The following is a 13,142-nucleotide window of genomic DNA, read 5'->3' on the forward strand; positions in this document are numbered from 1 at the left end:
CGATTTATCGGGATCTCTCCTTAGAAAGGAGAGAAAAAGTCGCTAAGATCTGTAGTACTTTTAACATATTGCAAAACACCTACTATAAAACATATTGCCGGAGAGGACTCCGGCAAACGCTTTTACGCATGCCTTTATCTGGCGCAAGCGTCCGCTTGTGCCTTCAGTCAGAATAAAACAGTTTAAAACAACAGCTTCTGACTGACTTCCTTATCAATAGTAATATATCCAGGATAATAAAACGACTGCCCGGCAATAGTTATAGCTGGCTTAATCTTTAAAGTAAGAACACCTTTATTACCAGAGTTACTTCCTAAAGCTTTTAAGAAATCCTGAATTCCATCACTTTTAAGCGATTCATACAGATTCATTTTTATTTTGATAGGTACAACAGCAGATTGATTAGGATCGATAGACAACTTTTGCTCCACCTCTCCTTCCGCAAGATCCGTTTGCTGGAAAGCTATCTTATATTGAAATTTATTAATAGCAGCTTTTTTAGCTGTAGGATTCGTCACCTTTAGTTTGAGATTTGCTTCCATAGGAACGTCTCTTCGCAACATCGCGATTGCCAGGCCCGGTAAGGCAGAAAGATTCAGTTCACCATCCTGCATAACATTCTTAAAGCTCGTACCTGCCAGCATTAAACTATCTACAGCTTCCAGTTCATACTTGCATTTACTCAGGTTTTCTATCTGTGTTTTCTGTTTGTTCACTCCACAACCCGCCATTAGCAATACGATCAGGCAGATACCCAGTCCTTTTAATCTATTCATGTTTTATTTGTTCTTTTTACCAAAATTATAACTTACACCCAATGTAAAAACAGCATTGCCCGCTTTAAGATATTCATTGCTGTTAACTCCGATATTAAAGCCGGTTGTGTATTGCAACTGCCAATTACGATTAAGTGCTAATCTCGTAAAAAAAACAGGTTCTATAAAAATATTATCTTCCTTTTCAGCATTAACTTCATCAATGGTGAAATCTTTCATAGCCACACGACTCATGCGGATAGCTGTTCCGTAATTTAACTCACGCTTTGCGCCAAATAATTTTATCTTATCCTTCTTGGTCGAAGAATAGTTTACCTGCACAAATATTTTCTCAAAGTCCATATCCCGTATCTCTACCGGCTGCATACCTGTAGTCGTAGATCGCAGATCTGTTTCTACCGAATTACCCATCCCATATCCGGCGTATACTTCAAAAATCTGTCTCTTGGATTTACCAATAGTTGTAAAATACCCTAACCCTCCTTCATAAAGATATTGCTTGAATTCTTTAATCTGCTTTTTGTGATTGACATAAGAACCGTTGGCTATAATACCGATATGATCCGATATCGCCACACCTGCATTACCACTAACATTTCCTTTAAGATTAACATGTCCTGATAAATATCCTTCTCCCTGTTTACTAAACATCGGAGTTGCCGGGACATTGGGCATATAGATAGAACTACAACTACTTAATATTAAAACCAATACAGAGAAAAGCAGTACAACTGCGGTAAATCTATTCATATAATATGTGTTGACCATGTATTAACGTCCGATATACATATAAATATTGTACCAAGAATAGATAAGTTTGTGGATTTAGGCAAAATAAAAAGGTCTGGTAAGTAAATACCAGACCTTTCTGAGCCTCCTATCGGAATCGAACCAATGACCTACTGATTACAAGTCAGTTGCTCTACCAGCTGAGCTAAGGAGGCGTCGCTGATCGTCAACGTTTCCCGTTAACGCTGCAAATATCGAAATCAGATCCTTTTTTTGCAAGTCTTTTCATTCATTTTCTTATTACCTGAAAGCAAACCGCTGAAAACCAAGCCAATTATTTAGACATAATTTCAGTTTTACTTCCTCAAACCTGAAAAAATGTCGCTTCAAATCAATTTAAACAGACATTTTTTCCGATTATTTTATGAAAACCGTATAGGCATAATGATTGTTACCCTCATAGAAAATCTAATACGATATGAATTTCAACAACTATACGATCAAAGCTCAGGAAGCCATTCAAAAGGCTTCTGAAATCGCCTCCGGCAATCAGCAGCAGGCGATCGAACCCGCACATATTCTAAAAGCATTACTGACCGTTGATGAAAACATCATTGGTCACCTATTAAAAAAACTAAATGTAAATATCGCTTACCTTGAAGGAGAAGTGGATAAACAGATCCAAAGTTATCCAAAGGTTAGCGGAAGTAACATCTATCTTAGTAATGAGGCTAACTCTGCACTTCAGAAAGCACAATCCTATCTCAAGGAGTTCAATGATGAGTTTGTCTCCATTGAGCATTTACTTTTAGGGATACTGAATGCGGGCGGCAAAACTGCTTCTTTGCTTAAAGATCAGGGTGTAAATGAGAAGGATCTGAAACTGGCGATCAAGGAACTACGCGGAAATAACCGTGTTACTGATCAGAATGCGGAGGCCACTTTCAATGCCTTAAATAAATATGCCCGTAATCTGAATGAATTTGCAGAATCCGGAAAACTTGATCCTGTAATCGGCCGTGACGAAGAGATTCGCCGGGTGATGCAGATCCTTTCCCGAAGAACTAAAAACAATCCTATACTCGTAGGTGAACCGGGAGTGGGAAAAACGGCTATTGCAGAAGGCATCGCTCACCGGATAATCAAAGGTGATGCACCGGAAAACCTCAAATCCAAAACGGTATTTTCTCTGGATATGGGTGCACTCATTGCCGGAGCCAAATATAAAGGTGAATTTGAGGAACGTCTAAAAGCTGTTGTAAAAGAAGTTTCCGACAGTGACGGAGAAATTATACTTTTTATAGACGAGATCCACACGCTGGTAGGTGCCGGAGGTGGTGAAGGAGCTATGGATGCAGCTAATATCCTGAAACCAGCCTTAGCAAGAGGTGAACTACGTGCCATAGGTGCGACTACACTCAATGAGTATCAGAAATATTTTGAAAAGGATAAAGCTTTAGAGCGTCGTTTCCAAAAAGTAATGGTTGGAGAGCCCGACACACAGGATGCTATATCTATATTAAGAGGATTAAAAGAGCGATATGAGACACATCATAAAGTAAGGATTCTGGATGAAGCCATTATTTCGGCTGTAGAGCTATCTCAGCGCTATATCACCGATCGTTTTTTACCGGATAAAGCTATCGACCTTGTGGATGAAGCAGCTTCAAAACTTCGTTTGGAAATGGACTCCGTTCCAGAAGCGGTAGATGAACTGGAACGCCGGATCATGCAACTGGAAATCGAACGTGAAGCGATCAAAAGGGAAAACGATGAGAAGAAAGTGAACGAACTGTCTGAGGTCATTGCTAATCTGGCTTCCGAACGTGATTCACTCAAAGCCGCGTGGCAATCTGAAAAATCGCTGGTAGATGAGGTCAATCAGGAGATTGCGAATATAGAGAACTTTAAACTGGAAGCAGATCAGGCCGAGCGTGCAGGAGATTACGGTAAAGTAGCGGAGCTGCGATACGGTAAAATTAAAGAAGCACAGGATCACGTCGAGAAGTTAAAAGCTGAACTGGCGGAAAAACAAGCCAGCAGCCGTATGCTAAAGGAAGAAGTGACTTCTGAAGACATTGCAGATGTTGTATCACGCTGGACAGGTATTCCGGTTAATAAAATGGTGCAATCTGAACGTGAAAAGTTACTTACACTGGAAGAAGAATTACACAAACGTGTAGCGGGACAACATGAAGCGATAGAAGCCATATCGGATGCTATACGCAGATCGCGTGCCGGACTGAGTGATGCCAAACGTCCGATCGGATCGTTTATCTTTCTGGGTACAACAGGGGTAGGTAAGACTGAATTAGCAAAAGCACTGGCAGAATTTCTTTTCGATGATGAGCAGGCTATGATCCGTATCGATATGTCCGAGTATCAGGAACGTCATGCCGTGTCACGTCTTATCGGAGCGCCTCCGGGATATGTAGGTTATGATGAAGGAGGTCAGCTGACTGAGGCCGTAAGACGTCGCCCCTATTCGGTCGTATTACTCGATGAAATTGAGAAAGCGCATCCTGATGTTTTTAATATCCTATTGCAGGTATTGGATGACGGACATCTGACGGACAATAAAGGTCGTGTTGTTAACTTCAAAAATACGATTATCATCATGACTTCGAATACCGGATCACATATTATCCAGGAAAACTTCTCGCATCTCAATGACGACAACAGAGATGAAGTCGTTGCCAAAACCAGAAGCGAGGTTTTCGAATTATTACAAAAATCTATCCGTCCGGAGTTTCTGAACAGAATTGATGAAGTTATCATGTTCACACCTCTGAGCCGGACAGAGATTGGGGATATCGTCCGTCTTCAGTTCAATAAAGTTCAACATCAGCTGGCAGAACAGAATATATTTATCTCGGCTACAGATGAAGCACTTGATTGGCTGGCTCAACTCGGATATGACCCTGTATATGGGGCAAGACCGTTGAAACGTGTGATTCAAAAACGCATATTGAATGAATTATCAAAAGAGATTCTTTCCGGAAAAATCTCAAGAGATTCCATTATACAACTGGATACATTCGACGGACAGTTTGTGTTCCTGAATAAGGATAAAGAGACCAAATAAAAGTTAAAATCCTGTTACAGGACAAACCATAAAAAGAAGCTGCAGTAAGCTATTCACAAAATGATAAGTTTACTGCAGCTCTTTTATTTTCATTCATCAGGATTACAATCCCAGTTCATCTAATATTGTTTGAGGACTGTTCATAAAGAACTTTGTAAGCCTGTATTGATCTGTGTCTTCATATGCTGTCAGCTGAAGACCTTCGTCTGTTACTTTATAGATTTCGGCATCAGGATAAGCCAGAAGAATCGGAGAATGTGTAGCAATTATAAATTGTGAATCTGCATCGGTCAGTTCTTTTATCCTGACCATCATATTGAGCTGGCTTCCAAATGAAAGTGCCGATTCAGGCTCATCAAATATATACAGTCCTTTTCCGGACAATCTGTTATGTAGCAGCGTCAGAAAACTTTCCCCGTGTGAACATTCATGTAATGATCCTCCGTATGCCCGTTCCAGATCTCCCTTAGCCCCTTCATATAAGTTATCTACTTCGCTGGCTACGTTGTAAAAGCTCTCTGCCCTCAGAAAGTAACCGTCCCTGAAACGATCAACACCCTTTCCTATTTTGATATCCTGAAAAAGATCTGAATGCGAATTTTTAGTTGCAAAGTTAAAATTTATACTTCCTCCTTCCGGGTTAAAACCCGATCGAATAGCAATGGACTCAATAAATGTAGACTTACCGGATCCGTTTTCTCCCACGATAAAAGTAACCGGCTGTGTGAATCTAAATTTTTCGAGATGAAAAATCGACGGAATATGATAAGGATAAGATATACGTTGTGATCTGGGCCGGATATTTTCCACCTGCTTGATATATATCATATGACAAGTTATTTAAAGTGATAAAAAGTCCTCGTTGACATTCAAAGATTACACCTCTCCCTTTTCCAATTTTGAGAATTTCAGATATCCGATATGAAGCTCATCCGCTTCTGAAATTTCTGTTTGCCGGATAGACAGGCTGTAGTGTGATCTGAAATCTTCGGACAGCAGGTCTTCTACCTCATATACATCGTCTACATCTATCCCGTATTTGTCATCGATATGCGAAGAAGTATGGTGTTTCCAAAAGACTGTTTCTTTTGCAGCAGCAATAGCTGCTGCCATATGTTCGGCGACCACCAGTTGTTTGTAATGATACTCCTCAAAATCATTTTCTTTATATCCCCCGAGATTCACAAAGAACAGTTTCAATTTCTCATTTTTTGGCGTCTCTTTTTCAATCACTTCAATCGTATAACCATCCACTACCTTCACTTCACGCCATACATCTACATGGAGATTGCCCGATGCTTCTTTCCAGAAATCGCGCATAGAAAATAAAAGAGATGGCAGGCTGTCTCCTATTCCAAAATACATATCATGCTGTTCAGTGTGTCGGCCTTCCGGCTTACATCCCAGCAAAACCATAAATAATTTCTGCTCCATAATTAGACAAATTGACAAATATTTTTCGCAAATTACACTTAAATATATTCAAATAAATACCATCTATAAAAAACAAATGAAAAACCTTTCCTTAATCCTGACCCTAATTTTACTATCCGTTGCAGGCTCAGCCTTTGCTCAGAAGACTGATCAGAAACTGGAAAAAAAACTTAAAGAACTTACCCGCGACTTCAGGGGCGACATCGGCATCTACGTACGTCATCTCAAAACGAACAAAGAAGTCATGATTAATGCAGACAGCATTTTTCCTACAGCAAGTATTGTCAAAGTACCCATTCTGGCAGGTGTATTTAATAAAATCGGAAAAGGGGAATTAAAATACAATGACAAATTTATATATCGCCAGAACAGGGCTTATGGCGGGTCAGGATTAATGCAGTTCTTTAAAGACAGCGTGGAAACAGATCTTTCCACTATGGCCGCACTGATGATAGGATACAGTGATAATGTGACTTCGATCTGGTGTCAGGAACTAGCCGAGGGCACCAAGATTAATGCACTAATGGATGAATTAGGTCTGCCTAATACCCGTGTGAATTCCCGGACAGCAGGAAGAGAAGCTATCTGGAAAAAATACGGCTGGGGACATACTACGCCTCGGGAGATGGCTACTCTTCTGACACTAATACGTGAAGGCAAAGTAATATCCCCGGATCTGTCCGACAAGATGTATCGCATACTTGGAAATGTCTTTTACAACGAACGTTCATTGTCCCAGATACCATCTTACATAAAGACGGCTTCTAAAAGTGGTTCACTGGAAGATGTGAGAAGTGAAGTCGTACTGGTCAATGCTCCGAATGGAGATTATGTCTTCAGTGTCTTTACTAAAAACAACAAGGATAGAAGCTGGGAAAAATCCAATGAGGCAGAAGTACTGACACGCAGCATATCCAGCCTACTATGGAATTATTTTGAGCCTAAGCATCCTTTTCCAAAACAACGTCTTCTGGATTAAGATTGGTTCTATTTTAACTGCATTCAAAAACCAAATCCGGTGTAGAACGTTATTAGGGTATACAGTGCACACAAAGCACATTTACCTTTTAATACTATGAATACAAACAGATTATCAAAAGAAATGCAGTCCGCACTGATCGCTCAAATGACAAAAGAAGCTAGTGCAGCACAAATTTACCTGTCATTGGGTATATGGGCGGATGATCAGGGATATGGTGGTATCGCAAACTTTTTGTTCAGACATGCCAATGAGGAACGGAACCATATGACGAAGTTCATGGAATACATTCTGGAACGTGGAGGGAAACCTCGTGTAGAGGCTATTCCTGCTCCTCCTGCAGATCCAACATCATTAACAGAATGCTTCAACAGAGTATTTAAGCATGAAGTAGATAATACAGAGGCCATATACAACATCGTTAATCTATCGATGAAAGAACAGGATTGGGCAACATGGAATTTTGCGCAATGGTTTGTAAAAGAGCAGATTGAAGAAGAGAAACTGGCTCTGGAATTAATAGACAAGTTAAAAATAGCAGGCGGAGACAAGGCTTCAGACGAATCGCTGTTCAACCTGGATAAAGCATTGGGAGAAGCCGATGATGAGGTGAGTCTGGCCCGTGAGGCAACTGCTGAAAATCCGTAAAACTGACAGCAAAAGTTGTACTATAACAAAAGCGGNNCCGCTTTTGTTATACAGAATAATATTTTTTGTCTCCTAAAGGATTGCTTCTCTGACACGCACCAATTTTGTCAAAAGACCTTCCAGAAGATCTAAATGAAGCATATTTGCACCATCAGATTTCGCGTTAGCTGGATCCGGATGTGTTTCAATAAAAAGGCCGTCTGCTCCTACTGCAATAGCAGCTTTAGCAATGGTCTCGATAAGTTCTGGCTTTCCTCCCGTCACACCCGAAGTCTGATTCGGCTGTTGCAAAGAGTGCGTACAGTCCATTACTGTAGGTACCTGAAATGCTTTCATTTGTGGAATTCCTCTGAAATCCACAACCAGATCCTGATATCCGAATGTATTTCCGCGATCCGTCAGAAAAACTTTATTATTCCCTGAATCGATTACTTTATCTACCGCAAATTTCATAGACTCAGCAGACAGGAACTGTCCTTTTTTAATATTGACAACTTTCCCTGTCTCAGCCGCAGCAACCAGCAATTCGGTTTGACGGCATAGAAAAGCAGGAATCTGAAGAACATCTACATATGCCGCTGCCAAAGCCGCCTCATGGCTTTCGTGAATATCAGTAACCGTAGGTACTCCAAAAGTCTGCCCTACCTTTTCCAGGATCTTCAATGCTTTTTCATCGCCGATTCCGGTAAATGAATCTACCCGGGAACGGTTTGCTTTGCGGTAAGATCCTTTAAAAATATAAGGGATATTAAGTTTATCGGTAATAGTAACGATTTTTTCAGCAATGCGGAGAGCAATATCTTCTCCTTCAATTGCACAAGGACCAGCCATCAGAAAAAAATTGGCAGACTGCCCGTTTTTGATATGAGGTAAATAAGATTGTATCATGTAATAATAAAAAAATTCGTTGTTGTTAGTTCCCCAGTTCGGACATAAACTTAATACGCATCAGTTGAATATCCTCATAGGTATAATCCGCTTCGCCCAGTTCTTTTAATGCCGCTTCTATAGAATCCACTTCTGCACTTTTGAAATAATCATACACCTCATCCTGTCGATCCTGATCGATCATTTCGTCTACAAAATATCCGATATTTAACTTTGTGCCTGAATTGACTATGGATTCTACTTCTTTCAGAAGATCTTCATAGGATACTCCTTTTGATGAAGCAATATCTTCCAATCCAATCTTACGGTCTATATTTTGGATAATAGAGACTTTCAGTGCTGATTTATTAGCTGTACTCTTGATAACCATATCCTGTGGACGATCAATATCATGATCTTCCACATATTTTTTGATGAGTTCGACAAATGGCGACCCAAACTTAAGAGCCTTACCTGATCCCACACCATGAATCTGTTTCATTTCATCCATAGAAATCGGATAACAGGTACACATTTCATCCAGTGAAGGATCCTGAAAGATAACAAATGGCGGAAGAGATTTTTGCTTAGCAATCTTTTTGCGCAGTTCTTTCAGCATTTTCAACAATTCGGTATCCATGGCTCCAGAGCTTTGCGCCGGTTCTTCAGAACCATCTGCATCAGCCTTTTCCATAGGTCTGTTGAGAATAAATTTGATTGCATACGGATTATCGATGTACTTACGTCCTCCGTCAGTCAGCATTAACAGACCGTAATGATCGATATCCTTTTTCAGAAAATTAGCAAGCTCTGCCTGTCTGAGTACAGATTTCCAGTAAATCACCCCTTGTTCTTTACCTTTACCGAACAACGCATGTTCATCGTGTTTGTAGGCCGACACCGGTTGATTAGTCTGTCCCATCAGCACATTGATCATGTGCTGATCGTCAAACTTCTCCCCTTGCTCTTTAATGAATCCCAGTATTTTCAGCAGAGACTCTTCTGCATCAAAATAGGTTTTCTTTGTCTTACAGTTGTCGCACATATTGTTACAGCCAGCCTCATCAAAATTTTCACCAAAATAGTGTAGAATCTGTTTACGACGGCATACAGCTGACTCAGAATAATCTATTACTTCTTTTAATATCTGTGTACCGATTTCACGTTCTGACACCGGCTTATCTTTCATGAATTTGGTCAGCTTTTCAACATCTTTTTCAGAATAGAATGTGATACATACTCCCTCACCTCCATCGCGTCCTGCACGTCCGGTCTCCTGATAGTAGCCCTCCATTGATTTTGGAATATCATGGTGGATCACATATCTGACATCAGGTTTATCAATGCCCATTCCAAATGCTATTGTGGCTACAATGACTTCCACATCTTCCATCAGGAACTTATCCTGTGTATCTGCCCGTGTCTTCGCATCCAGACCTGCATGGTAAGGCAATGCTTTGATTCCGTTGATATTTAATACCTCAGCAATTTCTTCAACCTTTTTCCGGCTCAGACAATATACGATTCCGGTCTTACCCGAATTATTTTTTATAAAACGAACAATCTCTTTAACCACATTCTTTTTTGTCCGTACTTCATAATACAGATTGGTACGGTTAAAGGATGATTTGAACAGCGTTGCATCCGTCATCTGCAGATTTTTGCGGATATCTGACTGCACCTTAGGTGTGGCTGTAGCGGTAAGTGCGATAATTGGAATATTTTCACCTATACCATTGATTACCTGCCGGATCTTACGATATTCAGGTCTGAAGTCATGTCCCCATTCCGAGATACAATGTGCTTCATCCACAGCTACAAATGAGACTGTGATCTGTCTTAAAAATTCAATATTCTCTTCTTTTGACAGCGACTCAGGGGCTACATATAACAACTTAGTCTTACCCTGTGTTACATCCTGTTTTACTTTCGTAATCTCTCCCTTATTAAGAGAAGAATTCAGAAAATGTGCAATACTGTCCGTGCCCCCGAATGCCCGGAGTTGGTCTACCTGATTCTTCATCAGTGCAATGAGTGGAGAGATGACAATAGCAGTACCCTGACTCATAAGTGCAGGCAGCTGATAACATATGGACTTACCCCCACCTGTCGGCATAATTACGAAAGTGTCTTTTTTATTGAGCACATTTGTAATAATAGCCTCCTGGTCTCCTTTAAACGTATCAAACCCGAAAAAATCCTGAAGATTATCAAATAATGACTTTTCTATATCCATTGACTAAGGGAAAATTAAGATAGACTACAACCTTTTTTTAAGTTAAATAATAACTTATTTTTGTGAATAAATGAATATATAAAAATAGATATAATATTTGTGAAAAACAATACTGAAATCAAAAACATAGCCATTGAAGCCATCGAGCTGGAAGCGCAATCTGTACAGAATCTGACAAACAATATCAATGATGATTTTGTAGGTGTTGTACATGAAATTCTTAACCTCAAAGGGCGTGTTATCGTCACGGGAATCGGCAAAAGTGCTATCATAGCACAGAAGATAGTAGCTACCCTCAACTCGACAGGTACGCCTTCTATTTTTCTTCATGCGGCAGATGCTATCCACGGAGATCTGGGTATCGTACAGCCGCAGGATCTGATCATAGCCTTATCAAAAAGTGGCAATACACCGGAAATCAAAGTCCTGGTTCCCTTTTTAAAGCAAACACAAAACAAGCTTGTAGCCATAGTCGGAAATACCGAATCTTTTCTGGCTCAGCATGCAGATTATATTCTGGATACGACCGTCGAGCGCGAAGCATGTCCCAACAACCTCGCTCCCACCACAAGCACTACTGCGCAACTGGCAATGGGAGATGCACTAGCTGTTGTACTGCAGGAATGTCGTGAATTTTCAGACCGTGACTTTGCAAAGTATCACCCCGGAGGAGCATTAGGTAAGCAACTGTATCTTAAAGTGAGTGATCTTTCAGACCAAAACGGTAAACCTGAAGTTAGCCCTGATGCCTCCGTCAGACAAATTATCATTACGATCACACAGTTTCGCCTTGGAGCCACAGCCGTAATCGATCAGGATACTATTCTGGGTATTATTACGGATGGAGATATTCGCCGGATGCTGGAAACGCATCAAGATCTTTCTTCTATTACAGCAAAAGATATTATGGGCAGAAGCCCTAAACTTATTGACAAAAATGAATTAGCTGTCAATGCCCTTCATCAGATGAAAGACAATAATATCACACAGTTACTGGCGACCGAAAATGGAAAATATGCAGGAATAGTCCACATTCAGGATCTATTGAAAGAAGGGATAATCTAATGGTGTAAGCAGAGGAGCACATCCTTCATCATACCTTTTAATTCAAACACTTAAATGAATGGAATTATACTATACATTTTCTATATTAATAGTACTGGCAGCTGTCTTTGCCTACCTCAATCATCGGTTTCTCCGGTTGCCCTCTTCGATTGGCATTATGCTGATTGCATTATTAGTATCCGTATGTATTGTACTTTTCGGAGACAGAATAGCGGGTAATGAGATTTCGAAGTTTTCTTCGATGATTACGAAACTTGACTTTTCGGATGTACTGATGGGTGCGATGCTTAATTTTTTACTTTTTGCAGGAGCTATACACATCAACATTAACGATCTCAAGAGTCAAAAGGGAGCTGTCATGTTCTTCTCCACTTTAGGGGTAGTGATTTCGACCTTCATGGTAGGTTTGTTGATGTTTTACATCTTACCGGTTCTCAACATCCACCTTCCGCTGATCTATTGTCTGATATTTGGCGCGTTAATCTCTCCTACCGATCCTATTGCTGTGTTGAGTATTCTCAAAACAACCGGTGTGTCTAAAGCTCTGGAAACAAAATTTGCGGGCGAATCCCTTTTTAATGACGGAGTAGCGGTAGTTCTTTTCGCTGTCTTACTGAATATTGCATTAGGTACATCTACAGATGTGACAATTGCCAATGTAGGCTGGTTATTTGTAAAAGAAGCCGGAGGAGGTCTCGTACTGGGTATAGCACTTGGTCAGCTCTGCTCCTATCTGATGAGAAAGATCGATGATTATAAAGTTTCGGTACTCATGAGTCTGGCTGTCGTAATGGGAGGTTATCTGGTAGCTCATTCTTTCCATTGTTCAGGTCCACTTACGATGGTGGCAGCAGGATTATTCATCGGTAACAAAAACAACACGAAGGGCGCTATGTCTGAAGAAACAAAAGACTACCTCAATAAATTCTGGGAACTGATAGACGAGATCCTGAATGCTATTCTGTTTCTGATTATCGGTTTTGAGCTGTTAATCATTCCGAGCATTCCTAATTATTGGATTCTGGGTTTTACTTCTGTAGTACTGGTATTGATTGCAAGGTTTGTATCCATATATGTTCCCGGACGATTATTCCCCAAATTAAATATTAATAAAGCAGCAACCACATTACTGGTTTGGGGAGGTCTGCGGGGAGGCGTTTCTATCGCCCTTGCGCTCTCTCTTCCTGTCGGAGAACATAAAGACTTAGTTTTAGGAATTACCTATTTTGTAGTTATTTTTTCTATATTAGTTCAGGGCTTGACTCTCGGAAATCTGGCCGGTAGAATTAAGAAAATGGCGATACAGGACAAGTTAAAGTAACA

General features: G+C 40.4%; 11 protein-coding genes and 1 tRNA gene. 5 read left to right on the forward strand and 7 right to left on the reverse strand.

Translation table 11 applies throughout. The features are described from left to right. Positions 1-182: 182 nt before the first annotated feature. The 3 genes from B4B65_RS15565 to B4B65_RS15575 form a co-directional block, all read right to left on the reverse strand. Positions 183-776, reverse strand: a complete 594-nt coding sequence (locus tag B4B65_RS15565) for a hypothetical protein (RefSeq protein WP_293916649.1) — start codon at positions 774-776, stop codon at positions 183-185. Positions 777-779: 3 nt separating this feature from the next. Next, positions 780-1,526 carry a hypothetical protein gene (locus tag B4B65_RS15570; protein ID WP_293916651.1) on the reverse strand — a complete coding sequence of 249 codons (747 nt, stop codon included), beginning with the start codon at positions 1,524-1,526 and terminating at the stop codon, positions 780-782. 121 nt (positions 1,527-1,647) lie between these two features. Beyond that, positions 1,648-1,720, reverse strand: a tRNA-Thr gene (locus B4B65_RS15575). A gap of 263 nt (positions 1,721-1,983) precedes the next feature. On the opposite strand from B4B65_RS15575, the gene clpB reads away from it, so the two are divergent. Beyond that, entirely contained in the window at positions 1,984-4,590 is a 2,607-nt protein-coding gene (gene clpB / locus B4B65_RS15580) for an ATP-dependent chaperone ClpB (protein WP_293916653.1), read from the forward strand. 102 nt (positions 4,591-4,692) lie between these two features. Here clpB and B4B65_RS15585 read toward each other — a convergent pair whose 3' ends face one another. Then, positions 4,693-5,418 (reverse strand): AAA family ATPase, encoded by a 726-nt coding sequence (locus tag B4B65_RS15585; protein WP_293916655.1) that lies wholly within the window; start codon positions 5,416-5,418, stop codon positions 4,693-4,695. Between the two features lie 48 nt (positions 5,419-5,466). After that, on the reverse strand, positions 5,467-6,024 hold the full coding sequence (locus B4B65_RS15590) for a DUF1543 domain-containing protein (protein WP_293916658.1): 558 nt from the start codon (positions 6,022-6,024) through the stop codon (positions 5,467-5,469). Positions 6,025-6,100: 76 nt separating this feature from the next. On the opposite strand from B4B65_RS15590, the gene B4B65_RS15595 reads away from it, so the two are divergent. Both B4B65_RS15595 and B4B65_RS15600 read left to right on the forward strand, forming a co-directional pair. Then, positions 6,101-7,003, forward strand: a complete 903-nt coding sequence (locus B4B65_RS15595; protein ID WP_293916660.1) for a serine hydrolase — start codon at positions 6,101-6,103, stop codon at positions 7,001-7,003. A 96-nt stretch (positions 7,004-7,099) separates the two neighbouring features. After that, positions 7,100-7,651 carry a ferritin gene (locus tag B4B65_RS15600; RefSeq protein ID WP_293916663.1) on the forward strand — a complete coding sequence of 184 codons (552 nt, stop codon included), beginning with the start codon at positions 7,100-7,102 and terminating at the stop codon, positions 7,649-7,651. A 72-nt stretch (positions 7,652-7,723) separates the two neighbouring features. Here the strand turns inward: B4B65_RS15600 and kdsA are convergent, their stop codons facing one another. Together kdsA and recQ are read right to left on the reverse strand one after the other, a co-directional pair. Beyond that, positions 7,724-8,539 (reverse strand): 3-deoxy-8-phosphooctulonate synthase, encoded by an 816-nt coding sequence (kdsA, locus tag B4B65_RS15605; protein ID WP_115171065.1) that lies wholly within the window; start codon positions 8,537-8,539, stop codon positions 7,724-7,726. Positions 8,540-8,564: 25 nt separating this feature from the next. Beyond that, positions 8,565-10,754: a DNA helicase RecQ gene (gene recQ / locus B4B65_RS15610; RefSeq protein WP_293916667.1), complete on the reverse strand. Its 2,190-nt coding sequence runs from the start codon at positions 10,752-10,754 to the stop codon at positions 8,565-8,567. A gap of 99 nt (positions 10,755-10,853) precedes the next feature. On the opposite strand from recQ, the gene B4B65_RS15615 reads away from it, so the two are divergent. Both B4B65_RS15615 and B4B65_RS15620 read left to right on the forward strand, forming a co-directional pair. Next, the gene (locus B4B65_RS15615; protein WP_293916670.1) at positions 10,854-11,819 is read left to right on the forward strand and encodes a KpsF/GutQ family sugar-phosphate isomerase; all 966 of its coding nucleotides are present in this window, start codon (positions 10,854-10,856) and stop codon (positions 11,817-11,819) included. A gap of 58 nt (positions 11,820-11,877) precedes the next feature. Continuing rightward, positions 11,878-13,140: a cation:proton antiporter gene (locus tag B4B65_RS15620; RefSeq protein ID WP_293916672.1), complete on the forward strand. Its 1,263-nt coding sequence runs from the start codon at positions 11,878-11,880 to the stop codon at positions 13,138-13,140. The last annotated feature ends 2 nt before the right edge of the window (positions 13,141-13,142 follow it).

Origin of the sequence: Sphingobacterium sp. UBA5789 (assembly GCF_002418355.1) — a bacterium.
Classification (GTDB): domain Bacteria; phylum Bacteroidota; class Bacteroidia; order Sphingobacteriales; family Sphingobacteriaceae; genus Sphingobacterium.

Excerpts from the sequence above, each read along its gene's own strand:
- B4B65_RS15565 (WP_293916649.1), bottom strand. The coding sequence starts at position 776 with ATGAATAGATTAAAAGGACTGGGTATCTGCCTGATCGTATTGCTAATG.
- B4B65_RS15570 (WP_293916651.1), bottom strand. The coding sequence starts at position 1,526 with ATGAATAGATTTACCGCAGTTGTACTGCTTTTCTCTGTATTGGTTTTA.
- clpB (WP_293916653.1), top strand. The coding sequence starts at position 1,984 with ATGAATTTCAACAACTATACGATCAAAGCTCAGGAAGCCATTCAAAAG.
- B4B65_RS15585 (WP_293916655.1), bottom strand. The coding sequence starts at position 5,418 with ATGATATATATCAAGCAGGTGGAAAATATCCGGCCCAGATCACAACGT.
- B4B65_RS15590 (WP_293916658.1), bottom strand. The coding sequence starts at position 6,024 with ATGGAGCAGAAATTATTTATGGTTTTGCTGGGATGTAAGCCGGAAGGC.
- B4B65_RS15595 (WP_293916660.1), top strand. The coding sequence starts at position 6,101 with ATGAAAAACCTTTCCTTAATCCTGACCCTAATTTTACTATCCGTTGCA.
- B4B65_RS15600 (WP_293916663.1), top strand. The coding sequence starts at position 7,100 with ATGAATACAAACAGATTATCAAAAGAAATGCAGTCCGCACTGATCGCT.
- kdsA (WP_115171065.1), bottom strand. The coding sequence starts at position 8,539 with ATGATACAATCTTATTTACCTCATATCAAAAACGGGCAGTCTGCCAAT.
- recQ (WP_293916667.1), bottom strand. The coding sequence starts at position 10,754 with ATGGATATAGAAAAGTCATTATTTGATAATCTTCAGGATTTTTTCGGG.
- B4B65_RS15620 (WP_293916672.1), top strand. The coding sequence starts at position 11,878 with ATGGAATTATACTATACATTTTCTATATTAATAGTACTGGCAGCTGTC.